This window comes from Rhizobium sp. Leaf306, from assembly GCF_001423425.1.
In the GTDB taxonomy this organism is placed as follows: domain Bacteria; phylum Pseudomonadota; class Alphaproteobacteria; order Rhizobiales; family Rhizobiaceae; genus Neorhizobium; species Neorhizobium soli.
In genome coordinates, this window is the sequence record NZ_LMNX01000001.1 from 76,045 (window position 1) to 101,303 (window position 25,259).

The following is a 25,259-nucleotide window of genomic DNA, read 5'->3' on the forward strand; positions in this document are numbered from 1 at the left end:
GAGACCTATTCGTATCGGAGGGCCTGGACAGGATCGAGCTTCGAGGCTCTCCATGCCGGGAAAATGGTGGCGAAGAAGGACAGGACCAGCGCCATGATGACGACCGAGAAGGTCTCGCCAAAACTCATTTCGGCCGGAAGCTGGCTGAGGAAATAGAGCTCCGGATCAAAGAGGATGGTGCCCGAGACCCAGGAGAAGAACTGTCGGATCGATTCGATGTTGAGGCAGACGATAACGCCGAGCGCGACGCCGGCAAACGTGCCAACGATGCCGATGGCAGCACCCGTCATGAAGAAGATCCGCATGATGGCGCCGGAACTCGCGCCCATCGTGCGCAGGATTGCGATATCGGAGCCCTTGTCCTTCACCAGCATGATCAGGCCCGAGATGATGTTCAGTGCCGCGACCAGCACGATCAGCGTCAGGATCATGAACATCACGTTGCGTTCAACCTGAAGCGCCGAGAAGAAGGTCTGGTTGCGCTGACGCCAGTCGGTGATGAAAATCTGGCGACCGGCAGCCTGCTCCACCAGCGGACGCATGTCCTCGACATTGTCGGGGTGATCAATGAACAGTTCGATCGACTGCACCAGCCCTTCGGCATTGAAATAGAGCTGCGATTCCTCAAGCGGCATGTAGATGATCGTCGCGTCGTATTCCGACATGCCGATCTCGAAAACGCCGGACACGGGATAGGATTTAACGCGCGGATTGACACCCATCGGTGTCACGTCGCCTTCGGGCGAAATCAGCGTGATCTGGTCGCCGGCCGAAATGCCGAGCTGCGAGGCAAGCCTGGAGCCGACAAGAACGCCCTGCCCCGACGCGAAGCCGACGATATCGCCCTGCTTGATATTACCAGCAACTTCCGTGACCTTCTCAAGGTCTTCCGGCCGTACGCCGCGCACAAGAGCGCCGGAACCGGCGCCACCCTTGCCGGATGCCAGCGTCTGCCCCTCGACAAGCGGCAGGGCCATCTTGACGCCGGGAACGGCAGCGAATTTCTTGGTCAGTTCGGCGTAATCGGTGAACGGCTGGTCGATCGGCTGGATCACCATGTGGCCGTTGATGCCGAGAATGCGGGAAATGAGCTCGGTGCGAAAGCCGTTCATGACCGCCATCACGATGATCAGTGTCGCGACGCCAAGCATGATGCCGACGAAAGAAAAGCCCGCGATGACCGAGATGAAGGCTTCCTTGCGGCGCGAGCGCAGGTAGCGCCAGGCGACCATTCGCTCGAACGACGAGAAAGCGCCAGCCCGCGGAGACTTGTCGACCTTCTCTGGTTCACCACTCGTCGCGATGCTCGCCATTCACGCTTCCTTACACATGGAGCGCGCGGGAGGCTTCCCGCGCTGCTGTATCAGATATGCCTGCCTAGCCTGTCGTCAGACTGGCCCGGCGAGACGTCGGTGTCCGATCATCCGGCGACGCGGTTGAGCGCCGCTTCGAGCGTCATGACGTCACGGGCTGCGGACTTGCGGTCCTTGACCTCGACCTCGCCGTTGGCGGCGGAGCGCGGACCGACGATTATCTGTACCGGAACACCGATCAGATCCGCTGTCGCGAACTTGGTGCCGGCGCGTTCGTCGGTATCGTCAAGCAGCACGTCCTTGCCGGCCTTGTTGAGCTTTGCGTAGAGATCTTCCGACAGACGATCGCATGCCTCGTCACCGGGCTTCATGTTGATCACCACGACATCGAACGGCGCAACGGATGCCGGCCAGATGATTCCGTTATCGTCATGCGATGCTTCGATGATGGCGGGAACAAGGCGTGTCGGCCCGATGCCGTAGGATCCCATGTGGACAAGATGTTCCTTGCCATCAGGGCCCTGCACCTTTGCGCCCATCGGCTCGGAATATTTCGTGCCGAAATAGAAGATATGGCCGACTTCGATGCCGCGGGCAGAGAGGCGATCGGCATCCGGGATCTGATCGAAGGCTGATTCGTCGTGCATTTCGGACGTCGCGGCGTAGACCGATGTCCACTTGTCAAAGATCGCCTGCATGCCGGCGACATCGTCGAAATCGGTGTCTTCGCCGGGAATGTCGAAATTGACGAAGTCGCGGTGCGAGAAGACTTCCGACTCACCGGTTTCCGCAAGGATGATGAACTCGTGACTGTGGTTGCCACCGATCGGGCCGGTATCGGCACGCATCGGAATGGCGCGCAGGCCCAGCCGATCGAAGGTGCGCAGATAGGCCGCGAACATCTTGTTATACGAATGGACGGCGTCTTCCTTGTTGAGATCGAAGGAATAGGCATCCTTCATCAGGAATTCGCGCGAGCGCATGGTGCCGAAACGCGGGCGGATCTCGTCGCGGAACTTCAGCTGGATATGGTAGAGGTTGAGCGGCAGGCTCTTGTAGGACTTGACGTAGGACCGGAAGATATCCGTGATCATTTCCTCGTTGGTCGGTCCGTAGAGCATCGGCCGCTCCTGGCGGTCCTTGATGCGCAGCATTTCCTTGCCGTAGGCGTCGTAGCGACCGCTTTCCTGCCACAGCTCGGCCGACTGCAGCGTCGGCATCATCAGTTCGACGGCGCCAGCCCGGTTCTGTTCCTCGCGGACGATCTTGTTGACCTTGTCCAGCACGCGCTTGCCGAGCGGCAGCCAGGAATAGATGCCCTGGCTCTGCTGACGGATCATGCCCGCACGCAGCATCAGCCGGTGCGAGACGATTTCCGCTTCCTTGGGGTTTTCCTTCAGGATGGGCATAAAATAGCGGGACAGACGCATGGACGTTTCCGGTTTCCGAGGCGTTCCCCAGATAACAAGGGAATCGGCCGTTTCTTGGTTTAAACTTTGACGGCGTACATAGCCGTTCGAGGGCGCAAATGGAACCCATAGCGCACGCTGCGGAACAGCAGATTGCGCTTGCAACGACTGGAGCTCAACGGTTTGATGACAAGCCCTGCGACAAATTCGTCCACGGGAAATTTTTGCCAAACTGTGTCAAAAATGCAAAAAAATCGAGTGACAAAGCACATTCGTTAGGCTAGGTTCAGCTCACAAAAGAGGCAAGGAGTTCAAATTCTTGCCAGTTCGCGGTCAAGTCTTGGGAGGATCAGATCTCTGGCGCGCTCGTCGCAGCCCCGGTAACGGAATGAGTATCACGCGAAACTGAAAAACAAGGCTTAACCGCCTTGTTTTTTTTTGGCCTGCTCACAGGCCGGGCCGCTTCTGCAGAAATCCAGAACGAAAGCTGCATTTCGTCGCTGCTATGCCTGAAGAAAATGACAGCCGGATGACACGTCCGCCGGCAGCGCCCTACTCAAATGTCGGCATGAAGTTGGGAATGCTGTCGATCCCGAAGCCGAAATAGGTGGAGGCGAGATGGTAGGTGAGGTAGAGCGCCGCCGAGATCACGGTCGTCAACAAGATGACCCTGCCTCCGCGGAATCGAACGGGCGCACTTTCAACCGTCCCGATCATCACTTCCCCATCATCCTGCTGACTGCGAAAGCCAAGCGGCAGGACGGCGAACAGAACCGTCCACCAGAGAATGAAATAGATCGCAGCGACGGTCAGCAATGGCATGATGTATCTCCTCCGCACCACCTATAGAACAGAGGATGCCGGGCGCAAAGGACGAGGTTCGATATTTCCCGTCCGGCCAAGCTCTGCGAGATTGATTCCGCAGACGCAGCCAACATGCCCAAATGCTGACACATCTGCCCGGCCCCGGACCCTCTTGACGCTTACAGCGAGGAGAAGGTGTCGGAGGCCGTGGGCAGACTTGCTTTGGCGACGGCGCCTTAGACCTTGGAGACGAACACCGTCACGACCGGCTTCTTGCCCCAGGCCAGGTTGGCCGCGGAGCGGACGGAGCGACGCACGGCTTCGCGCAGCATGTCGAGATCCTTGCGGCGGGCGCGCGGGATGCTTTCGATCGCATTGAGAACCGCGTCATAAAGCGTGTCCTCCATGTCCTCGCCCTCATAGTCGACCTCCGGCATGCCGAAGGCAACGACGTCGGGATCGCTCAGGAAGTCGAAGCGGCTGTCGAGCAGCACGTTGACCGAGACGTGACCGGCAAAGGAGAGCTTGCGGCGGTCGCCGATACCCATTTCCTCAAAGTCGCCGATCAGCTTGCCGTCCTTGAAGACGCGGCCATGTGGCGCATCGTCGATGACCTGGGCCGGGCCCGGTGCGAGACGCAAAATATTGCCGTTGCGCACGCGCGGGATGGTCTTGATGCCGGCGGTGGCGCCGAGCGCTGCCTGGGCGGTAAGGTGGGCTGCCTCGCCGTGAACAGGCACGAGGATCTCCGGTCTGGTCCACTCGTACATCTTCAGAAGTTCATTGCGGCGCGGGTGGCCGGAAACATGCACAAGCGCATCCGAGTCGGTGATGATCTTGATGCCCTGTTCGATCAGCGCGTTCTTGATTTCGATGATCGGCTTTTCGTTGCCCGGAATGGTGCGCGAGGAGAATACGACCGTATCGCCCGAAGCAAACGCGACGTTGCGCATCTCGTCGCGGGAGATCTTGGCAAGCGCTGCGCGCGATTCGCCCTGGCTGCCCGTCAGGATCACGACGACCTTGTCGCGCGGGATATAACCGAACTCGTCTTCGGAGATGAAGGGCTTGATGCCTTCCATGATGCCGAGGTCGCGGGCCACGGCGACGACTCGCTTCAGCGACGAGCCGAGCAGCAGAACTTCGCGGCCGGCGGCGTCGGCTGCTTCGGCGATCGAGCGGATGCGGCCGACATTCGACGAGAAGGTGGTGATTGCCACCCTGCCCGCAGCATTTTGGATGACCTGGCGCAGGCCTTCCGACACTTCTTCCTCTGAGGGCGAAACGCCTTCGCGCAGTGCGTTGGTGCTGTCGCACATCAGTGCGAGAACGCCCTCGTCGCCGATCGCGCGGAAACGGTTCTCATCGGTCAGGGGCCCTAGCGACGGCGCATGGTCGATCTTCCAGTCGCCGGTATGGACGACGTTGCCGAGCGGTGTGCGGATGACCAGCGACATCGGCTCTGGGATCGAGTGGTTGACGCCGACGGCTTCGATCTCGAACGGGCCGACATTGATGCGGTCGCCAGCCTTGAAGATGGTGATCGGGATTTCGGCGCGCGTGCCTTCGTAATTCCGCTTTGCTTCCAGCATGCCGGCCGTGAATGGCGAAGCGTAGACCGGCACGTTCAGGCCGGGCCACAGATCATTCATGGCGCCGTAGTGATCCTCATGCGCGTGTGTGATGATCATCGCCTTGATGTTTTTCTTCTGGGCCGTCAGAAACCGGATATCGGGCAGGACAAGATCCACGCCCGGCAGGTCCGGACCTGGAAAAGTGACGCCGCAATCGACCATGATCCACTGCCGCTTGTCCGGCGTTCCGTAGCCGTAGAGAGCGAGGTTCATGCCGATCTCACCCACGCCGCCAAGCGGCAGGAACACCAGTTCGTCCTGTTTAGCCATTTTTATTGTTATTCCGTTCTTGCAAAAAATACATCGCCTGCTGCGATCGGCATCAAAGAGCCATGGCCGGTATCAAGCAGCAGAAATCCAGTGTCATCGATACCTGCGAATGTGCCGTTTAGCGAGCGCTCAGGTAGATTTACCGTAATTTTCTCACCAATTCCGCATGCGACGCGGCGCCATCGGTCGACGACTGTGGTAATACCCCGACCCTCGTCCCATTCCTCCAGAACTGTCGCCATCTCCCTGAAAAGATGTGCGAATACATCCTCTGGCGACGCAGAAGACCCTTGGTCGTGTAGACGTGTAACACCGTAGGGTGCGCTATCGGGCATGTGGCGAATATTGATGCCGATGCCAATCACCAGCGCACGGTGGCCGCCCGGAAGTGCTTCGCTTTCAATAAGGATGCCGCAGGTTTTCTTGCGTCCGATCAGGATATCGTTAGGCCATTTGACCTCGAGCGGCGCTCCATCGGTGGGAAGAACGGCCCGCAGGGCGGCGTGAACAGCGACGGCGACAGCAAGCGGAAGCGACGAGAGGCGCTCTGGTGGCGCCGGATCGATCAGCAGCAGTGAGGCATAGAGATTGCCCGGCTCTGACGTCCAGGCGCGGCCGCGGCGGCCACGGCCGTCTGTCTGGCGGGTAGCTGTCAACCACAACAAACCGGCTTCGCCCGCACGGGCGCGGGCGAGGCATTCTGTGTTGGTGGAGCCGACCTCGTTCAGCGCTTCATGACGAAACGCATTGAGCGATAGGCTTCGGCTCCTCAACGTCATCCTCAGAAGAACGACTTCGCAGCAGCGCTGGCGGCTGAGCCGATCGGTCCACCGATCAGCACATAGGCGACGACGAACAGGCCGGACAGGCCGAAGATCAGACGCAGTTCGCCGGAGACACGGGCGAACTGACCCTTCGGCTCATCAAACCACATCAGCTTGACGATGCGCAGGTAGTAGTAGGCGCCGACGACGGAAGAGAGCACGCCGATGATTGCCAGCGCATAGAGCTTAGCCTCGATCGCCGCGACGAAGACGAAGTACTTGGCAAAGAAGCCCGCCAGCGGCGGAATGCCGGCCATTGAGAACATCAGCGCCGTCAGCACCAGCGCCATGAAGGGCTTGGTGGAGGAAAGACCTGCGAGATCTTCCACGGTTTCGACATAGGTACCGTCTTCGCGGCGCATCGCCATGATGCAGGCGAAGGTGCCGAGCGTCATCACCATGTAGATGGTCATGTAGAGCACGACGCCGGAAACGCCGGTTTCCGTGCCGGCCGAAAGGCCAACCAGTGCGTAGCCCATGTGGCCGATCGAGGAATAGGCCATCAGGCGCTTGATGTTCTTCTGACCGATAGCCGCGAAGGAACCGAGCAGCATCGATGCGATCGCCACGAAGACGATGATCTGGCGCCAATCGGAAAGGATCGGCAGGAAGGCTTCCGAGACGACGCGGACGAGGATTGCCATGGCCGCAACCTTGGGCGCCGATGCGAAGAAGGCGGTCACCGGTGTCGGTGCACCTTCATATACGTCCGGCGTCCACATGTGGAACGGCACGGCGGAGATCTTGAAGCAGGCGCCGGCAAGGATGAAGACCATGCCGAAGATGAGCCCGAGGCCGCGCTCTTCAGACGACAAAACGGTGGCGATTTCGTCGAAGCCGGTATTGCCAGTGAAGCCGTAGACCAGCGACATGCCGTAAAGCATCATGCCCGACGACAGGGCGCCGAGGACGAAGTACTTCAGGCCCGCTTCCGTGGAGCGGAGGTTGTCGCGGCTGAAGGCAGCGACGACATAGAGCGCCAACGACATCAGTTCGAGGCCGAGATAGAAGGCGATGAGGTCGTTGGCCGAGATCAGCACCATCATGCCGAGCGTTGCAAGCACCAGGAGAACCGGAAATTCGAACTTGTCGAGTTCCAGCGCCTTGGCCTGCCCCATGGACATAACCATGGCGGTGATCGATCCGATCAGTGCCAGGATCTTCATGAAGCGGGCAAACGTATCCGATACGAAGGCGCCGCCAAAAGCCTGACCGTCGCCGGTCATGAAGACCAGCATGGCGCCTACGACCGCCAGAAGGGCGATCGCAAGACCGGTGACCAGCGGGGCGGATTTTTCGCCGGAGAAGACGCCAATCATCAGAAGGGCGAGCGCGCCTACGGCCAGGATAACTTCCGGCAGGGCCAGACGCAGGCTTTGGCTCAAGAGTTCAGCGGTCATGTCCAGTTTCGTCCCGTCTCAGTGCACGTTGAGTGCAAGGTTCTTTGCTGCGGCCAAGGCTGCGGAGTAATTGTTCACCACGAGATCCACCGAGGCTGCGGTCGCGTTGAGGACCGGCATTGGATAGAAACCGTAGAAAATCGTGAGCGCGACCAGTGGGTAGAGCAGGAACTTCTCGCGCGTCGAAAGGTCGAGAAGTGCCTTCAGCTTTTCCTTTTCCAGTGCCCCGAAAATGACCCGGCGATAAAGCCAGAGCGCATAGGACGCGGAAAGGATGACGCCGGTAGCGGCAAACAGTGCCACCCAGGTGTTGACCCGGAAGACGCCCATGATCGTCAGGAATTCGCCGACGAAGCCGGACGTTCCCGGAAGACCGACATTCGCCATGGTGAGGATCATGAAGGCGACGGCATATTTCGGCATGTTGTTGACGAGACCGCCGTAAGCCGAGATCTCGCGGGTATGGAGGCGGTCATAGACAACACCGACGCAGAGGAAGAGCGCGCCGGAAACGATGCCATGCGACAGCATCTGGAAGATCGCACCCTGAACGCCCTGCTGGTTTGCCGCAAAGATGCCCATCGTGACGTAGCCCATATGGGCAACCGACGAATAGGCGATCAGCTTCTTGATGTCGTCCTGCATCATCGCCACCAGTGAGGTGTAGATGATGGCAATGACGGACAGCGCGAACACCATCGGCGCGAAGTACTCGGATGCCAGCGGGAACATCTGCAAGAGGATACGGATCATGCCGTAGCCGCCGAGCTTCAGCATGACGCCGGCCAGGATGACCGAACCTGCGGTCGGAGCCTGAACGTGCGCATCCGGAAGCCAGGTGTGGACCGGCCACATCGGCATCTTGACCGCGAAGGCTGCAAAGCATGCAAGCCACAGCCAGGTCTGAACGCCGGCCGGGAAGCCGAACTTCAGAAGCTCGGTCATATCGGTCGTGCCGGCCTGCCAGTACATGGCCATCACGGCCAGCATCATCAGAACCGAACCAAGCAGCGTATAGAGGAACAGCTTGTAGGAGGCGTAGACGCGATCCTTGCCGCCCCAGACGCCGATGATGATGAACATCGGAATCAGCGTCGCTTCGAAGAAGATGTAGAAAAGAACGATATCGAGGCCGACGAAGACGCCGGTCATGGCCACCTGCAGAAGCAGGAAGGCAATCATGTATTCCTTGATGCGCTTCTCGATCGCTTCCCAGCTGGCAAGCACGCAGAACGGCATCAGGAATGTCGTCAGGATGACGAACAACATGGAAATGCCGTCGACGCCGAGATGATAGGAAATCCCCGTGCTCAGCCACTCATGCTTTTCGACCATCTGGAAGCCCGGGTTCGAATTGTCGAAACCGATCCAGATGAACAGAGAGACGATAAAGGTGACGACCGTCGTCAGGAGCGCGATGTTGAGCACGTTGCGGCGACCGTTCGCCCCCTCGCCGTTTGTCAGCAAGAGGAGGAGAACGCCGACCAGCGGCAGGAAGGTGACCGTCGAGAGAATTGGCCAGTCGGTCATTACATTGAGCTCCCGAGCATCATCCATGTGACGAGGGCGGCGACGCCGATCAGCATCGCGAACGCGTAGTGATAAAGGTAACCGGACTGCAGCTTGACCACCCGGTCGGTGATATCGACCACGCGGGCGGCGACGCCGTTGGGGCCGTAGTTATCGATGACGGCGACGTCACCCTTCTTCCACAGGAAGCGGCCGAGAGCCTTGGCCGAGCGGACGAAGAGGAAGTCGTAGAGTTCGTCGAAATACCACTTGTTCAGCAGGAACTGGTAGAGGCCCTGCTGCGAAGCGGCGAGACGCTTCGGGGTTTCCGGCGACTTGATGTAGAAGTACCAGGCGGTGACAAAACCGATCAGCATGGCGATGAATGGCGACAGCGCCACCAGTGCCGGCACGTGGTGGAACTCGTGTAGCAGTTCGTTCTGCTCGGACGTGAACAGCGCGCCCTTCCAGAAGGCGTCGTAGTCGTGGCCGTAGAAGAATTCCTTGAACACGACACCAGCGAGCACTGCGCCGGCTGCCAGGATGTAGAGCGGCACCAGCATGACGTTGGGGCTCTCATGGACGTGATGCATCACTTCATGGCTCGCACGCGGCTTGCCGAAGAAGGTGAGGAAGATCAGGCGCCACGAATAGAAGCTCGTGAACATCGCTGCAATGACCAGCAGAGTGAAGGCAAAGCCTGCAACCGGCGAATGGGACGCGTAGGTTGCCTCGATGATGAAGTCCTTCGAGAAGAAGCCTGCAAAACCGATCGGCGTGAACGGAATGCCGACGCCGGTGATGGCAAGCGTGCCGATCAGCATCATGGCGAAGGTCAGCTTGATGTGGCTGCGCAGGCCGCCCATGTGGCGCATGTCCTGTTCGCCATCGACGGCATGGATGACCGAGCCGGCGCAGAGGAACAGGAGTGCCTTGAAGAAGGCATGCGTGAACAGGTGGAATACGGCAGCACCATAAGCGCCGACGCCGAGTGCCACGAACATGTAGCCGAGCTGCGAACAGGTCGAATAAGCGATGACGCGCTTGATGTCGTTCTGCACGAGGCCGACGGTTGCCGCGAAGAAAGCGGTGATCGCACCGATGATGGTGACGATGGTCAGCGCATCTGGCGACAGTTCAAACACCGGCGACATGCGGGCGACGAGGAAGACGCCGGCGGTGACCATGGTTGCTGCGTGAATGAGGGCCGAGACCGGGGTCGGGCCTTCCATCGCGTCCGGCAACCAGGTGTGCAGCAGGAACTGCGCCGACTTGCCCATGGCGCCCATGAACAGAAGCAGGCAGACGACGGTGAGTGCTGTCGCCCGTGTCAGTTCCATGCCGAAGATGTTGGCAACGACCTGCGTCGCTTCCGGTGCGCCTTCAGCTGGCAGGTAGTTGGCAGCAGCGGCAAAGATGGTTTCAAAGCTGATAGAGCCGAACAGCACGAACAGGCCGGCAATGCCGAGAATGAAGCCGAAGTCGCCGACGCGGTTGACGATGAACGCCTTCATGGCAGCAGCCGAAGCGGACGGCTTCTTGTACCAGAAGCCGATCAGCAGATAGGATGCGAGACCCACGCCTTCCCAGCCGAAGAACATCTGGGCCAGGTTGTCGGACGTGATCAGCATCAACATCGCAAAGGTGAACAGCGACAGGTAGGCGAAGAACCGCGGGCGATGCGGATCGTGGTGCATGTAGCCGATCGAGTAGATATGCACGAGCGTCGACACGGAGTTGACGACGACGAACATGATCGCGCTCAGCGTATCGATGCGGAACGACCACTCGACGTCGATGCCGCCGGACTGCATCCACTGCATTACCGGAACCTTGATGACTTCGCCGGCTTCGCCGTGGTGAAGAGCCACGTTGAAGAAGACGATCCAGGAGAGGATCGCCGCGATGATCATCAGACCGCTGGTGACGTATTCGGAAGCCTTGGCACCGATCTGGCGGCCGAACAGGCCGGCGATCAGGAAGCCGATCAGGGGAAGAAAGACGATTGCCTTGTAGATCATGACCCGATCAGCCCTTCATCATATTGACGTCTTCGACCGCGATCGAGCCGCGGTTGCGGTAGAAGACGACGAGAATTGCAAGACCGATGGCGGCTTCCGCAGCAGCGACGGTCAGAATGAACAGTGCGAACACCTGTCCGACGATGTCGTTCAGGAAGGACGAGAAGGCCACCATGTTGAGGTTGACCGCGAGCAGGATAAGCTCGACCGACATCAGGATGATGATGACGTTCTTGCGGTTCAGGAAGATACCGAACACGCCGAGCGTGAACAGGATGGCGCTGACCGTGAGATAGTGGGAAAGACCGATTTCCATGTTTGTTGTTCCTTGTTCCCGCTACCTTCAGAGACCCTGGCCGGACTTGACCTTGACCACCTCGACGGCGGTTTCCGGCGTGCGTGCGACCTGCCTCGAAATATCCTGACGCTTGACGTTGGTGCGATGGCGCAGCGTCAGCACGATGGCGCCGATCATTGCGACCAGAAGCACCATGCCGGCGAGCTGGAAGAAATAGACGTAATTCGTATAGAGCACATCGCCGAGAGCGGCCGTGTTGGTGCGCACGGCAGGGTTCGGGATCGGCATCGTGATGGATTTGGCCGCCTCCGGTGCCAGAACCGAGCCGCCGATCACGACGATCAGTTCAGCCGCGAGGATCAGCCCGATGACGATGCCGATCGGCGCGTACTGGAGGATACCGGAACGCAGTTCGGCAAAATCGATGTCGAGCATCATGACGACGAACAGGAAGAGAACCGCGACCGCGCCGATATAGACGACGAGCAGGATCATCGCCAGGAACTCGGCCCCGGTCAGCAGGAACAGGCCCGCCGAATTGAAGAAGGTGAGGATGAGGAAGAGCACCGAATGGACCGGGTTCTTGGCCGAGATGACCATGAACGCCGACGCCACCGCGATGAACGCGAAGATGTAGAAAAAGATAGCCTGCAGACCCATCGTGGTGCCTTTTCGTTCCTCATCGGGCGGCGCTTCCAAAAAGCCCCCTGCCCGTCAGAACCCGGCGCTTCGAACGCACCGAGATTAAATGACCAATGCTTGCCCGGCGCCCGATCAGAGCGACGGCATGCTCGCCCCGTTACCGGTAGGGCGAGTCGATCCCGATGTTGCGCGCAATTTCACGCTCCCAACGATCGCCGTTTTCGAGAAGACGTGCCTTGTCGAAATACAGTTCTTCGCGGGTTTCCGTCGAGAATTCGAAATTCGGACCTTCGACGATCGCATCGACCGGGCAGGCTTCCTGGCAGAAGCCGCAGTAGATGCACTTCACCATGTCGATATCGTAACGCACCGTGCGGCGGGTGCCGTCGTTACGGCGCGGGCCGGCTTCGATCGTGATCGCCTGGGCGGGACAGATCGCCTCGCACAGCTTGCAGGCGATGCAACGCTCTTCGCCGTTCGGATAGCGGCGCAGTGCATGTTCGCCACGGAAGCGCGGCGAGACCGGGCCCTTTTCGAACGGGTAGTTGATCGTCGCCTTCTGCTTGAAGAAATACCTCATCGACAGGAAGAAGGCGCCGACGAATTCCTTCAGGAACAGCGAGTTGATAGCCTGGGTAATAGCCATCTTATTCTCCAATGATGCCGAGTGACGAACGGGCCATGATCATGCCCATCCCATCAGTTTCAGCACGAATGCAACGATCACGACCATGGCGAGCGACAGAGGCAGAAACACCTTCCAGCCGAGACGCATGAGTTGGTCGTAGCGATAGCGCGGTACGAAGGCCTTCACCATAGCGAACATGAAGAAGACCATGGAGCCTTTCAGCATGAACCAGATGATGCCGGGAACCCAGTTGAGGAACCAGACGTCTACCGGCGGCAGCCAGCCTCCGAGGAAAAGAATAGTGGTCAGCGAGCACATCATCAGGATGGCGGCATATTCGCCGAGCATCAGCATCATGTATGGCGCTGACGAATACTCGACCATGTAACCGGCGACAAGTTCGGATTCCGCTTCCGGCAAATCGAACGGGGGACGGTTGGTTTCTGCAAGCGCCGAGATGAAGAAGATCACGAACATCGGGAACAGCGCCAGCCAGTGCCAGTCGAGGAACGAAGCCGGCAGACCCATCATCGTGCCGAGACCGTCATGCTGTGCATTGACGATGTCGGTCAGGTTGAGCGAGCCGACGCAGAGCAGGACCGAGACGATGACGAAGCCGATCGAGACTTCATAAGACACCATCTGCGCCGCGGAGCGAAGTGCGCCGAGGAACGGGTACTTCGAGTTCGATGCCCAGCCCGCCATGATGATGCCGTAGACTTCGAGCGACGAGATCGCGAAGACGTAGAGGATACCGACATTGATGTTGGCGATAACCCAGTTCTGGCTGAACGGAATGACCGCCCAGGTAGCCAGCGCCAGCGTCACCGAAATCAGTGGAGCCAGAAGGAAGACGCCTTTGTTGGCGCCAGCCGGAATGATCGGCTCCTTCAGGATGAACTTCAAAAGGTCGGCGAAGGACTGGAACAGACCGAACGGACCAACGACGTTCGGACCACGGCGCAGCTGAACGGCCGCCCAGATCTTGCGGTCGGCGAGAAGGATATAGGCAATGAAGACCAGAAGGCAGACCAGGAGCAGAAGAGACTGCCCAACCATGATCAGTGCCGGCCAAACGTAGGTCCAGAAGAACGAATCCATGTTCATATTACTCCGCCGCAACCTGGAAATTGTTGCGGGCCAGTGCCGAGCACTCCGCCATGACGGCAGATGCGCGGGCGATCGGGTTGGTCAGATAGAAATCCTTGATCGGCGTCGTGAAGCCGCCCTTTGAAAGTTCACCGGATTTCAGGCCGAGGGTGGCGATGTCATTGACCGATCCGGCCGCGATCTCGTCGAGATCCGCAAAATGCGGGTGATCCGCATAAAGCTTCGCACGCAGAGCATAAAGCGAATCGAACGGCAGCTTCTTGCCCAGCACGTCTGACAGGGCGCGGATGATTGCCCAATCCTCGCGGGCTTCGCCCGGCGCGAAGCCGGCACGGTTGCCCATCTGGACACGGCCTTCGGTGTTGACCCAGGTTCCGGACTTTTCCGTGTAGGTCGCGGCCGGCAGGATGACGTCGGCGGTATGCGCGCCGTTATCGCCGTGGCTGCCGATATAGACGGTGAACTTGGCGTATTTCGTCGAGAATTCCATCTCGTCGGCGCCAAGCAGGAAGAGAACGTCCATCGACTTCAGCATGGTCGCGGCATTTGCACCCTTGGCACCCGGCACGAAGCCGAGATCGAGGCCACCGACGCGCGATGCTGCGGTGTGCAGCACGCCGAAACCGTTCCACTCTTCCGTCAGCGCGCCAACGGAACCGGCAAGCTTTGCAGCTGCCTGAAGGATGGCGAGACCATCCGGACGGGACAGAGCCCCCTGCCCTACGATGATCATCGGGTTCTTCACGCCGCGCAGCTTTTCGGCAAAGCTGTTGCTGCCCGACGAAAGCTCGGCAAGCGAGTCCGGGCCGGCGCCGAGATAATCATAGGCGTAGCGGAGTTCGCTTACTTCGCCGATCACGCCGATCGGGAAGTTGCCGCGACGGAAACGCTTGCGAATGCGGGCGTTCAGAACCGAAGCTTCATAGCGCGGGTTGGCGCCGATCAGGAGCAAGCCACCGGCCTGTTCGATGCCTTCGATGGTCGGGTTGAAGATGTAGCTGCCGCGACCAAGCGACGGATCGAGCGCCGTCCCGTCCTGGCGACAATCGAGGTTTTCCGAACCGAGCGAGTTCATCAGCGACTTCAGCGCGTACATTTCCTCGACCGAAGCCAGATCGCCGGCAATTGCGCCGATCTTGTCCCCTGATGTCGCGGAAACAGCGGTCTTGATCGCTGCGAAGGCTTCGGCCCAGCTTGCAGCCTGCAGACGGCCGTCCTTGCGGACATAAGGGCGATCGAGGCGCTGGGTTTTCAGACCGTCCCAGATGAAGCGGGTCTTGTCCGAGATCCACTCTTCGTTCACCTGCTCGTTGACGCGCGGCATGATGCGCATCACTTCGCGGCCGCGGGTGTCGACGCGGATTGCGGAGCCGACGGCATCCATGACGTCGATCGATTCGGTCTTGTTCAGTTCCCAAGGACGGGCCGTGAAGGCGAACGGCTTGGAGGTGAGCGCACCGACGGGGCAGAGATCGACAACGTTGCCCTGAAGCTCCGAGGTCATCGCGTGCTCGAGATAGGTCGTGATTTCGGCATCTTCACCGCGGCCGATAAGACCAAGCTCAGAAATGCCGCCGACTTCGGTCGTGAAGCGGACGCAGCGCGTGCAGTGAATGCAGCGGTTCATCACGGTCTTGACGAGCGGGCCGATATACTTGTCTTCGACGGCGCGCTTGTTTTCGGTGTAGCGCGAGCTATCGATGCCGAAGGCCATCGCCTGATCCTGCAGGTCGCATTCGCCACCCTGGTCGCAAATCGGGCAATCCAGCGGATGGTTGATCAGAAGGAATTCCATCACGCCTTCGCGGGCCTTCTTGACCATCGGCGTGTTGGTGAAGACTTCCGGCAGTTCGCCATTCGGGCCGCCGCGAATATCGCGCACGCCCATCGCGCAGGATGCCGCCGGCTTTGGCGGGCCACCCTTTACCTCGATCAGGCACATGCGACAGTTGCCTGCCACGGACAGACGCTCGTGGAAACAAAAGCGCGGGATTTCGGCGCCGGCTTCCTCACACGCCTGAAGCAGCGTGAAATGATCCGGGACTTCGATTTCCTTGCCGTCTACCTTCAGCTTCGTCATCGTCTTAACTACGTCCTCAGTTCATCCATCAGCCGTCTCGCCGAGGGACACATTCCTTACTTCAACAGCGCCCGCGCCTGGCCGACCCAGTCGTCCCGCGAAATGCGCCCATCGAAACCCAAGTCGTCTTCGAACCGGGCAATATCTGTTTCGGACCAAGCGGCGATCGCGGCAAGCCCGCCAACACCTTTGTCCTTCGAATTCTTTTCAACCTTCAAGCAGATGCCGTCCGGTTACTCCGCTGCTTCCAGAACTGCGCCGTGTGAGGTCGAGTCCTTCGTGTACTGGTCGATACGCGCCTCGATTTCGGGGCGGAAATTACGGATCAGGCCCTGGACCGGCCAAGCGGCCGCGTCGCCGAGCGCACAGATCGTGTGGCCTTCGATCTGCTTTGATACCTGGAAGAGCATGTCGATTTCGCGCTTCTGCGCGTTGCCGCGCACCATGCGCTCGAGAACGCGCATCATCCAGCCCGTGCCTTCGCGGCACGGCGTGCACTGGCCGCAGCTCTCGTGCTTGAAGAAGGCTGCGATGCGCCAGATCGCCTTGATTACGTCGGTCGACTTGTCCATGACGATCATGCCGCCCGTGCCGAACGACGATTTCACGTCGCGCATGCCGTCAAAGTCCATGATCGCGTCGGCCATGTCTTCGCCGCGAACGATCGGGCAGGACGCGCCACCGGGAATGACGCCGAGAAGGTTATCCCAACCGCCGCGGATACCGCCACAGTGATGCTCGATGATTTCGCGGAACGACAGACCCATCGCTTCTTCGAAGGTGCAGGGCTTGTTGACGTGGCCGGAGACCATGAACAGCTTGGTGCCGACATTGTTCGGGCGACCAATCGACGAGAACCAGGTGGCGCCACGGCGAAGGATGGTCGGTGCAACGGCAATCGATTCGACGTTGTTGACGGTCGTCGGGCAGCCGTAGAGACCCATATTGGCCGGGAACGGAGGCTTCAGGCGCGGCTGGCCCTTCTTGCCTTCGAGGCTTTCGAGCAGCGCCGTCTCTTCGCCGCAGATATAGGCACCGGCGCCGTGATGGACGTAAATGTCGAAATCCCAGCCGTTCTTGTTGTTCACACCGAGAAGACCGGCGGCATAGCATTCGTCGATCGCCGCCTGCAGGTCTTCACGTTCGCGCATATATTCGCCGCGGACATAGATGTAGGCGGTGTGCGCATTCATGGCGAAACCGGCAATCACGCAGCCTTCGATCAGCGTATGCGGATCGTTGCGCATAATTTCGCGGTCCTTGCAGGTGCCAGGCTCCGATTCGTCGGCATTGACGACGAGGTAGTGCGGGCGACCATCCGATTCCTTCGGCATGAAGGACCACTTGAGGCCGGTCGGGAAGCCTGCGCCACCACGACCGCGAAGACCGGAGGCCTTCATCTCGTTGATGATCCAGTCCCGGCCCTTCTCGATGATGATCTTCGTACCATCCCAGTGGCCACGGCTCATCGCGCCCTTCAAGGACTTGTCCTTGAGACCGTAGATATTGGTGAAAATGCGATCCTGGTCTTGCAACATGATCTATCTACCTACTCGACCGACTTTATCACATCGGATGTCATCATCAGCATGCCCGTAGTGACGGACCGAAACTTTGCCGCGCCCATCATCAGGAGCTTTCCCCTTCAGGCTTCGGCTTGCGGCTACGCTTCGGCTTCGTCTCGCCCGAGGGAACGCCGAGCTCTGCCGGAGCGCCTTCGGCCTTGCTCCCGGTCGCTGCTGGCGCCGTCTCGGTTGTCGTCGGCGAACCTTCGCCCTTTTCAGCAACCTTGACGTTCTCGGCAGCAGCCTTCGGCGCCGTGACCGGCGTCTTCAGCGACTTGTCTGTCTCAGGCGCCGTATCCTTCGGACGACCGGCATTTGCCGGTGGCACAGATGCGCCCTCGGTCACAGCCTGTGGCTGCGGCTCGAGATTGGTGCGAACAGGCTTGATATCGTCGACCAGTGTGATTGGAGCACCGATCGGTGCCGACTCATGACGGTCGATCTGCGGGCCGGTCTTGACCTCGGCGCCCTTGCCTGCCTCGAACGTGTCGATGATTTCTTCAAGACGCTCGGGGGTCAGGTCCTCGTAGGCATCCTTGAAGATGATCACCATCGGTGCGTTGACGCAGGCGCCCTGACACTCGACTTCTTCCCATGACAGCGTGCCGGAAGCATTGAGATGCAGCGGATCGTGATGGATCTTCTTCTGACAGACCTTGATCAGATCTTCAGAGCCGCGAAGCATGCAAGGCGTCGTGCCGCAGACCTGGATATGGGCGCGCGTGCCGATCGGCTTCAGCTGGAACTGGGTATAGAAGGTCGCGACTTCGAGAACGCGGATATAGGCCATGTCGAGCTTGGCGGCGATATGCTCGATGGCGGAACGGGTGACCCAGCCATCCTGCTCCTGCGCACGCATCAACAACGGAATGACGGCCGACTGCTGCCGGCCTTCCGGGTATTTCCTGATCGTTGCCTCTGCCCAGACCGCATTCTCCTCGTTGAAGGAGAAGTTTGCCGGCTGGAACTGTTCTTCGGCTAGTCGACGAACGGACATGCTTTCAACGCCTTATCAGTTTATGACCCCGCACCGCGATCTCGTGAGTGTCACGAATTCGCAGGCATAGGCCGTCTTGTCTTTCTGCATGAACACGATCAGCTTCGTGCCGTTGAGTACGGATGTCTTGATCTCGTATCCCTCGGACAGGAGCGTAGCCATCGACGCCGAACCGCCGCTGACACTCGACAGCGCCTCCTGCGCCTGCGAGACCGCAGGAGCAGAGAGCACGAGAGCAGCGGCTGCGACGGCGCGAAGCTTCATCAGCGGTCAACCTCACCGAACACGATGTCCAGAGAACCCAACACCGCAGACACGTCCGCCAGCTGGTGTCCGCGACAGATGAAGTCCATCGCCTGGAGATGTGCATAACCCGGAGCGCGGATCTTGCAGCGGTAGGGCTTGTTGGTGCCATCGGCGACCAGGAAAACGCCGAACTCGCCCTTGGGCGCTTCGACGGCCGCGTAAACTTCGCCGGCCGGAACGTGGTAGCCTTCGGTGTAGAGCTTGAAGTGGTGGATCAGCGCTTCCATCGAACGCTTCATCTCGCCACGCTTCGGCGGCACGACCTTGCCGTCGGTCGAAGACACTGGGCCGGTCTTTGCGTCGCTGAGCAGACGATTGACGCACTGCTTCATGATCTTGCAGGATTCGCGCATCTCGATCATGCGGATCAGGTAGCGGTCGTAGCAATCGCCGTTCTTGCCGATCGGAATATCGAAGTCGAGGTCGGCGTAGCATTCGTAAGGCTGCGACTTGCGCAGATCCCATGCCGCGCCCGAACCGCGGACCATGACGCCGGAGAAGCCCCAGGCCCATGCATCATCGAGACTGACGACGCCGATATCGACGTTGCGCTGCTTGAAAATACGGTTGCCGGTCAGAAGGTCGTCGATGTCGTCGAGCTTTGCCGGGAATTCATCGCACCATTGGCCGATGTCTTCGACCAGTTCCACCGGCAGGTCCTGATGGACGCCGCCCGGACGGAAGTACGCCGCATGCATGCGGGCGCCGCAGGCGCGCTCATAGAACACCATTAGCTTTTCGCGTTCTTCGAAGCCCCAGAGCGGCGGCGTCAGCGCGCCGACGTCCATGGCCTGGGTCGTGACGTTGAGAAGATGCGAGAGGATACGGCCGATTTCCGAATAGAGAACGCGGATCAGCTGACCGCGGATCGGGATCTCGAGGCCGAGCAGCTTTTCGACCGCGAGCGAATAGGCATGCTCCTGGTTCATCGGCGCGACGTAATCGAGCCGGTCGAAATAGGGCAAGGCCTGCAGATAGGTCTTTGTCTCGATCAGCTTTTCGGTGCCGCGATGCAGGAGGCCGATATGCGGATCGACACGCTCGACGATTTCGCCATCCAGTTCCAGCACCAGACGCAGAACGCCGTGGGCAGCCGGATGCTGCGGACCGAAGTTGATATTGAAGTTCCGGACGTTGTGTTCCGTCATTTCAGCGCTCCGCGCTTTGGAAAATGGGCAACCGCCCGAAATTCTGCTTCATCGTCATGTCAATCAATTCAGACGAACGCCGACCCAGTAGGAACCGATCTTTCAGGGAGTGCAACCATGTTGCTGTTCTCTCCTGATATTTTAGACCGATATCACATTACCACGTCTAATCGACCCGCCTGCCCGCTCCCTCAACCAAGTCCACCCAACCCGGCAATTACCAAATCAACCGCGTCAGGTCTTCGCTTTCTCGTCACCGGGAAGAACGTAATCCGTCCCCTCCCAAGGCGACAGGAAATCGAAGTTGCGGAATTCCTGCCGGAGCTCGACCGGTTCGTAGACGACGCGCTTGACGCTGTCGTCGTAGCGAACCTCGACGAAGCCGGTCGTCGGGAAGTCCTTGCGGAGCGGATGCCCCTCGAAACCGTAATCGGTCAGGATCCGGCGAAGATCCGGGTGACCGGTAAACAGGATGCCGTAGAGATCCCATGCCTCGCGTTCGAACCAGTCGGCGCCCGGATAGACCGAGAATGCCGAAGGAACCGGTTCGTCCTCGCCTGTTGCAACCTTGATCCGGATACGCAGGTTCCGGTGAGGCGACAGCAGATGGTAGACCACATCGAAACGCTTCGCACGGGCCGGATAATCGACGCCGCAGATATCGATGAAGCTGATGAAACCGCATTTCGGATCATCACGCAGGAAGGTCAGAAGCTCGATGATGTTGTCGCTGGTGGCAATCAGGTTCAGCTCGCCATAGGACATCACCGCGTCTTCGACCAGCGACGAGCGCGATTCGCGAATGTAGGTCGAAAGCTCGCTCAGGGTCTCGGTCATCATATCCTCCTCAAGCCCTCAACGCTCGATCGTTCCGGTGCGCCGGATCTTCTTCTGCAGCAGGAGCACGCCGTAAAGCAGCGCCTCTGCCGTGGGGGGACAGCCCGGCACGTAGATGTCGATCGGCACGATACGGTCGCAACCGCGAACGACGGAATAGGAATAGTGATAATACCCACCGCCGTTTGCGCATGATCCCATCGAGATGACGTAACGTGGCTCCGGCATCTGGTCATAGACCTTGCGAAGCGCAGGCGCCATCTTGTTGGTCAGCGTTCCCGCCACGATCATCACGTCCGACTGGCGCGGCGAAGCGCGTGGCGCAAAGCCGAAACGCTCGACGTCATAACGCGGCATGGAAAGCTGCATCATTTCGACGGCGCAGCAGGCCAGACCGAACGTCATCCACATCAGCGAGCCCGTACGGGCCCAGTTGATCAGTTCGTCGGTCGACGTGACAAGAAAGCCCTTGTCGGCGAGCTCATTGTTGATCTCGCCAAAGAACGCGTCGTCGCTGCCAATCGGCTTGCCGGTATTCGGGTCGATAATACCCTTGGACTTCGGCGCGACGAGAGTTGTGCCGCTATCGACTACTCCCATTCCAGCGCTCCTTTTTTCCATTCGTAGATAAAGCCGATCGTGAGGACACCCAGGAACACCATCATGGACCAGAAGCCGAACCAGCCGATTTCACCGAAGGACACAGCCCAAGGGAACAGGAAGGCAACTTCGAGGTCGAAAATGATGAACAGAATCGACACGAGATAGAAGCGGATGTCGAACTTCATGCGGGCATCGTCGAAGGCATTGAAGCCGCATTCGTAGGCAGAAAGCTTTTCCGAATCAGGCGCCTTGTAGGCAACGGCGAAAGGCGCGATGAGAAGCGCCAGACCGATCACCAAGGATATACCGATGAAGATCGCGATCGGGACGTAGGAAGTGAGGAGTTCACTCATGATATTCGATCCCTGCTTGCCTTTAGCGCCGGGCGACGCTCGAACATGAATTCGACAAGCGTACGTGCATTGCAACAAGGCGTGACTAGCGCAGCGTGAGGAAAGGCGCAAGCCCTTTGAGTCCCCCTCACCTACCAATAATACTCCACTGGAAAACACCAGTTCGTTCGCCAACAAATCAGTACCCGACATGTTCCCGGCCAAGGGTCTGCCGACGGTCTTCTAACGATGGAGTTTCATTCAGGAATAGCGATTCGAGAGGCGCGGCGGACGGACGTTGCAACTCTCAGCGCGACAGGTGGGTTCGACGACCCGATCATTCCCCATCCCGGTGAGGATAGAGACGCTTGATCAGTTTGGAGGAAAGAAAGTAAATGGCGCGAGTGACGGGGCTCGAACCCGCGACCTCCGGCGTGACAGGCCGGCACTCTAACCAACTGAGCTACACCCGCGCATATTGCCGACTTTACGGCGCCGCATCATTTGGACACGACGTTCGAGGAAGAAGAATGGCGCGAGTGACGGGGCTCGAACCCGCGACCTCCGGCGTGACAGGCCGGCACTCTAACCAACTGAGCTACACCCGCACATTTCTTCAGAAACTTTCGTCTCTCACCAGGCAGCCTCGACTGCTCGGTTGGCCGCTTCCTAAGAGGTTCGACGGGAGGTGTCAAGCAAGTTTGAAGACAAAATAATGACGCCACTCACTTTCCCACATCGAGGCCCGTGGTTTGTCGTTAAGAACCCTTATCTGCCACGGATTTTGTCGAAAATTCAAAAAAATGTCGTCAAAGCTCTTGCGGTTTTCGCGCGATCCGCATAGATCACGGCCACCGAAGCGGCAGACTAAACGGTCTGCAGTTTAGGGGCGATTAGCTCAGTTGGTAGAGCGCCTCGTTTACACCGAGGATGTCGGCGGTTCGAGTCCGTCATCGCCCACCATTCTTCGGCCTTCCCTACCAGATAATTTCCGTAGAATGCTCTCTCGCTGATAATGGCACATGTTTGCCCATCACTGCCTTTTGGACGATTGCGTTGACCGGAAGTAGGCGGCGGCTCTAAGCGGCTCATCCGCTCCGACAGAATACTGCGCGACATCAACGCCAGGTTCCAACCGATTCGTTATCCAGTCTCAATTATTCGATCACGGGCAAATGACGTTGGCGAGCTACACAATTGTGGTTTGCATCGCTGAGGGGCTAGGTTGCAAAAGACTGTCGGCCTGCACGACTATACGCGTTGTAGCATTTGGACGGCCGGCGAACACTCTCCGGTCTCCTGTTTTGTACGCCTGTCCGGCAGCACTTCAACCGGGACTGGCGCAGAGGCGAGCGGCATGCCATTGTCCCGCCATGAAAGCTGCCGCTGTCGCCTTTATTCTGCTCTCCTGCTGCGCCGTCTTCGTCGGCGGCATAGAGCTGTTCAAATATCGCCAAGGGGTCAAGCAACTCGCGGCGACCTACGCGCAGAGGCAGCCTTAGCAACAGCGCAGAAGCTCTCGTGCACTCGAAGCTCTTACCGGTTCAATCAAAGATGCTGAGTCGTTTGCTGATGTTCAGGTTCGGCATCACGCCGTAAGCCTGGCTGGTCCTGTAGGTGGTCTGCAGACAATAGTATGCGAAAATCCACAGGAAAAGGCTTGCCATAATCGAGATGGCAACGATCTGTATCCGCATTTATTTCCCTCCCCCAGCTCCTCCCCTCGATAGTGTTTCAAAATAAAACAACTGTCCATAGCAGCACGACGACTTGGTGCAGTGCAGCATTATATTTTGCGGAGCGCCGGTTTATACTTTCTCATACTGCAGCGGAGGTGCAGCAGCATCGGGATCGTTGAACGGTTTGCAACGAGATCCGAAAGGGCTTGTTAAACGTCCATTAGGGGCACATTTCCCATTGTGTTCTCACGTTCTCTCTCATTCTCGAAACGAACGGTATCATGCGCAAGGTCATAGGGTGGCTCACCCAGAAACGTTCCAGCCAGGGGAGCGTCCCACGTCCCCGTCGGCGTATCGACCTTGGCGTAGACGCGCCGACCTATCCGATCTACGCGATCGGCGACGTGCATGGCTGCCTGGAGCTCCTCAAGGAAGCCGAGGCGAAGATCGCCCGCGACATCGAAGAAACGCGCCGTGCGGGCGTGGTGGTTCTTCTCGGCGACTATGTGGACCGCGGCCCGGCATCCTCGGGTGTTCTCGACTATCTGATCAAGCCGAGCGAATACGGTCTGCGCCGAATGCCGCTATGCGGAAACCATGACGATGTGTTCCGCCTCTTCCTCGATGATCCGGAGACGCATGGCGAATGGCTGAGCCTTGGCGGAGAGCAGACGCTGGCGTCCTACGGGCTCGACGTGCATGACCAAAACTTTCGCCAGCGCAGCCGCAGTGGCACGCTGAAGCAGCTGCTGGCTGAAGTCGTGCCCGACGCGCACCGCCAGTTCCTCACCGATTTGCCGATCAGCATGAAGGTCGGACAACTCCTGTTCGTCCACGCCGGCATTCGGCCGGGTGTCGCGTTGAAAGACCAGGAGGAGGCTGACCTGATGTGGATCCGCGATCCATTCCTTGCGAAAGGACCGAACCTGCCATCCACCTTCGTGATCCACGGCCACACGCCGCAGACTGAGCCCTCGCTCGGACCGAACAGAATCGGCATCGATACCGGGGCATTTTATTCGGGCAAGCTGACGATCTTGAGGATTGCGGGCGAAGAGACGCGGTTTATCTAGCGACGTCTGGAAAACCAGGCCGCCACGAACGGCTTCACCAGTGGACCGAACAGGCCAAGGCCAGTAATGGAAAAGCCGAAATAGACTTTCTTCGACCGCCGATCGATGCCGCGAACGATCTTTTCGGCAACGGCATTCGCCTTCCACGGCGGCGCGGCACCCATCAGAGCCCGTGCCTGCGCCGGGCGTTTGGCGAGTTCCCTCTCAAACTGCGGCGTTTCGGTATCCGGCGGGAAGCACAGCGCTATGGTGACGCCATCTCCAACCGACTCAGCCTGGAGGGCCTCGGCGAAGCCCGTGAGCGCCGACTTGGAGGCACAATAAGCTGTGTAGCCGGGTATGCCGATCAGTGCCGCACCCGAGGACACGATCATGATTGCGCCCTGCCCGCGGCTCTTCATGCCCGCGTAGACTGCGCGTACGGCATTCGCCGTACCGAGCAGGTTGACGTCAATCTGGAGGGAAAAGTCGCTCTGCGATTGCTGGTCGAAAAATCCCGGCTCTACCATCCCGGCCGAGGCTACAAGAACGTCGCACGGTCCGAATGCGGCCTCGCAGGCATCAACAGCACGCGAGATCTCGCTATCGTTTGCGACATCCGCGTTTTCGCATCTGATGTCAGCCTTGACGGTACTGCGGAGGTCGACAACAGCGCTTTCAAGCATTGCCGCCGTGCGCGCGATGATCGATACGCGCGCACCCCGGCATGCGTAGATCCGCGCCACTTCGAGTCCGATGCCGCTTGATCCACCTGTTACGATCACGTGCATCGTCGTC

The 25,259-nt window shown here is 59.2% G+C and carries 23 protein-coding genes and 3 tRNA genes; 2 read left to right on the plus strand and 24 right to left on the minus strand.

What is annotated here, in order from left to right:
• Nucleotides 1-5: 5 nt before the first annotated feature.
• The 23 genes from ASG19_RS00355 to ASG19_RS00460 all read right to left on the minus strand — a co-directional run bounded on the left by ASG19_RS00355 (nucleotide 6) and on the right by ASG19_RS00460 (nucleotide 22,338).
• A complete protein-coding gene (locus ASG19_RS00355; protein ID WP_062453221.1) occupies nucleotides 6-1,313 on the minus strand; it encodes a lipoprotein-releasing ABC transporter permease subunit in 1,308 nt (435 codons plus the stop codon).
• Between the two features lie 107 nt (nucleotides 1,314-1,420).
• Nucleotides 1,421-2,743, minus strand: coding sequence for a proline--tRNA ligase (gene proS / locus ASG19_RS00360; RefSeq protein WP_062453222.1), 1,323 nt, complete (start codon nucleotides 2,741-2,743; stop codon nucleotides 1,421-1,423).
• Nucleotides 2,744-3,274: 531 nt separating this feature from the next.
• Nucleotides 3,275-3,544, minus strand: coding sequence for a DUF1467 family protein (locus ASG19_RS00365; RefSeq protein ID WP_062453223.1), 270 nt, complete (start codon nucleotides 3,542-3,544; stop codon nucleotides 3,275-3,277).
• Nucleotides 3,545-3,762: 218 nt separating this feature from the next.
• Nucleotides 3,763-5,430: a ribonuclease J gene (locus ASG19_RS00370; RefSeq protein ID WP_062453224.1), complete on the minus strand. Its 1,668-nt coding sequence runs from the start codon at nucleotides 5,428-5,430 to the stop codon at nucleotides 3,763-3,765.
• A gap of 8 nt (nucleotides 5,431-5,438) precedes the next feature.
• Entirely contained in the window at nucleotides 5,439-6,209 is a 771-nt protein-coding gene (locus tag ASG19_RS00375; protein WP_062453225.1) for a biotin--[acetyl-CoA-carboxylase] ligase, read from the minus strand.
• Nucleotides 6,210-6,211: 2 nt separating this feature from the next.
• Nucleotides 6,212-7,654 (minus strand): NADH-quinone oxidoreductase subunit NuoN, encoded by a 1,443-nt coding sequence (gene nuoN / locus ASG19_RS00380; protein ID WP_062453226.1) that lies wholly within the window; start codon nucleotides 7,652-7,654, stop codon nucleotides 6,212-6,214.
• An 18-nt stretch (nucleotides 7,655-7,672) separates the two neighbouring features.
• Nucleotides 7,673-9,184: an NADH-quinone oxidoreductase subunit M gene (locus ASG19_RS00385; RefSeq protein WP_062453227.1), complete on the minus strand. Its 1,512-nt coding sequence runs from the start codon at nucleotides 9,182-9,184 to the stop codon at nucleotides 7,673-7,675.
• The gene (nuoL, locus tag ASG19_RS00390) at nucleotides 9,184-11,184 is read right to left on the minus strand and encodes an NADH-quinone oxidoreductase subunit L (protein WP_062453228.1); all 2,001 of its coding nucleotides are present in this window, start codon (nucleotides 11,182-11,184) and stop codon (nucleotides 9,184-9,186) included. The genes ASG19_RS00385 and nuoL overlap by 1 nt, the downstream gene beginning before the upstream one ends.
• A 7-nt stretch (nucleotides 11,185-11,191) precedes the next feature.
• The gene (gene nuoK / locus ASG19_RS00395) at nucleotides 11,192-11,500 is read right to left on the minus strand and encodes an NADH-quinone oxidoreductase subunit NuoK (RefSeq protein WP_062453229.1); all 309 of its coding nucleotides are present in this window, start codon (nucleotides 11,498-11,500) and stop codon (nucleotides 11,192-11,194) included.
• A gap of 27 nt (nucleotides 11,501-11,527) precedes the next feature.
• Nucleotides 11,528-12,142: an NADH-quinone oxidoreductase subunit J gene (locus tag ASG19_RS00400; protein WP_062453230.1), complete on the minus strand. Its 615-nt coding sequence runs from the start codon at nucleotides 12,140-12,142 to the stop codon at nucleotides 11,528-11,530.
• 139 nt (nucleotides 12,143-12,281) lie between these two features.
• The gene (gene nuoI / locus ASG19_RS00405) at nucleotides 12,282-12,770 is read right to left on the minus strand and encodes an NADH-quinone oxidoreductase subunit NuoI (RefSeq protein WP_062453231.1); all 489 of its coding nucleotides are present in this window, start codon (nucleotides 12,768-12,770) and stop codon (nucleotides 12,282-12,284) included.
• A 39-nt stretch (nucleotides 12,771-12,809) separates the two neighbouring features.
• The gene (gene nuoH / locus ASG19_RS00410; RefSeq protein ID WP_062454722.1) at nucleotides 12,810-13,853 is read right to left on the minus strand and encodes an NADH-quinone oxidoreductase subunit NuoH; all 1,044 of its coding nucleotides are present in this window, start codon (nucleotides 13,851-13,853) and stop codon (nucleotides 12,810-12,812) included.
• A 7-nt stretch (nucleotides 13,854-13,860) separates the two neighbouring features.
• Entirely contained in the window at nucleotides 13,861-15,942 is a 2,082-nt protein-coding gene (gene nuoG / locus ASG19_RS00415; RefSeq protein ID WP_062453232.1) for an NADH-quinone oxidoreductase subunit NuoG, read from the minus strand.
• A 56-nt stretch (nucleotides 15,943-15,998) separates the two neighbouring features.
• Nucleotides 15,999-16,160: a hypothetical protein gene (locus tag ASG19_RS23750; protein ID WP_156466379.1), complete on the minus strand. Its 162-nt coding sequence runs from the start codon at nucleotides 16,158-16,160 to the stop codon at nucleotides 15,999-16,001.
• A gap of 15 nt (nucleotides 16,161-16,175) precedes the next feature.
• Nucleotides 16,176-17,480 carry an NADH-quinone oxidoreductase subunit NuoF gene (gene nuoF, locus ASG19_RS00420; protein ID WP_062453233.1) on the minus strand — a complete coding sequence of 435 codons (1,305 nt, stop codon included), beginning with the start codon at nucleotides 17,478-17,480 and terminating at the stop codon, nucleotides 16,176-16,178.
• Nucleotides 17,481-17,571: 91 nt separating this feature from the next.
• Nucleotides 17,572-18,504, minus strand: a complete 933-nt coding sequence (gene nuoE / locus ASG19_RS00425; RefSeq protein WP_082476136.1) for an NADH-quinone oxidoreductase subunit NuoE — start codon at nucleotides 18,502-18,504, stop codon at nucleotides 17,572-17,574.
• Nucleotides 18,505-18,519: 15 nt separating this feature from the next.
• Complete coding sequence (locus ASG19_RS00430) at nucleotides 18,520-18,768, minus strand: hypothetical protein (RefSeq protein ID WP_062453234.1); 249 nt, start codon at nucleotides 18,766-18,768, stop codon at nucleotides 18,520-18,522.
• Complete coding sequence (locus ASG19_RS00435; protein WP_062453235.1) at nucleotides 18,768-19,958, minus strand: NADH-quinone oxidoreductase subunit D; 1,191 nt, start codon at nucleotides 19,956-19,958, stop codon at nucleotides 18,768-18,770. The genes ASG19_RS00430 and ASG19_RS00435 overlap by 1 nt, the downstream gene beginning before the upstream one ends.
• Before the next feature lie 234 nt (nucleotides 19,959-20,192).
• On the minus strand, nucleotides 20,193-20,795 hold the full coding sequence (locus ASG19_RS00440; protein WP_062454724.1) for an NADH-quinone oxidoreductase subunit C: 603 nt from the start codon (nucleotides 20,793-20,795) through the stop codon (nucleotides 20,193-20,195).
• An 18-nt stretch (nucleotides 20,796-20,813) separates the two neighbouring features.
• Nucleotides 20,814-21,395, minus strand: a complete 582-nt coding sequence (locus ASG19_RS00445; RefSeq protein WP_062453236.1) for an NADH-quinone oxidoreductase subunit B — start codon at nucleotides 21,393-21,395, stop codon at nucleotides 20,814-20,816.
• Nucleotides 21,386-21,751, minus strand: coding sequence for an NADH-quinone oxidoreductase subunit A (locus ASG19_RS00450; RefSeq protein WP_062453237.1), 366 nt, complete (start codon nucleotides 21,749-21,751; stop codon nucleotides 21,386-21,388). Before ASG19_RS00450 ends, ASG19_RS00445 begins: the two co-directional genes overlap by 10 nt.
• A gap of 375 nt (nucleotides 21,752-22,126) precedes the next feature.
• Nucleotides 22,127-22,203, minus strand: a tRNA-Asp gene (locus tag ASG19_RS00455).
• A gap of 58 nt (nucleotides 22,204-22,261) precedes the next feature.
• A tRNA-Asp gene (locus tag ASG19_RS00460) sits at nucleotides 22,262-22,338 on the minus strand.
• 279 nt (nucleotides 22,339-22,617) lie between these two features.
• On the opposite strand from ASG19_RS00460, the gene ASG19_RS00465 reads away from it, so the two are divergent.
• Both ASG19_RS00465 and ASG19_RS00470 read left to right on the plus strand, forming a co-directional pair.
• Nucleotides 22,618-22,693, plus strand: a tRNA-Val gene (locus tag ASG19_RS00465).
• 997 nt (nucleotides 22,694-23,690) lie between these two features.
• Entirely contained in the window at nucleotides 23,691-24,482 is a 792-nt protein-coding gene (locus tag ASG19_RS00470) for a metallophosphoesterase family protein (RefSeq protein ID WP_062453238.1), read from the plus strand.
• Here the strand turns inward: ASG19_RS00470 and ASG19_RS00475 are convergent.
• Entirely contained in the window at nucleotides 24,479-25,252 is a 774-nt protein-coding gene (locus tag ASG19_RS00475) for an SDR family oxidoreductase (RefSeq protein WP_062454726.1), read from the minus strand. The two genes, ASG19_RS00470 and ASG19_RS00475, sit on opposite strands and share 4 nt — an antisense overlap.
• Nucleotides 25,253-25,259: the final 7 nt, after the last annotated feature.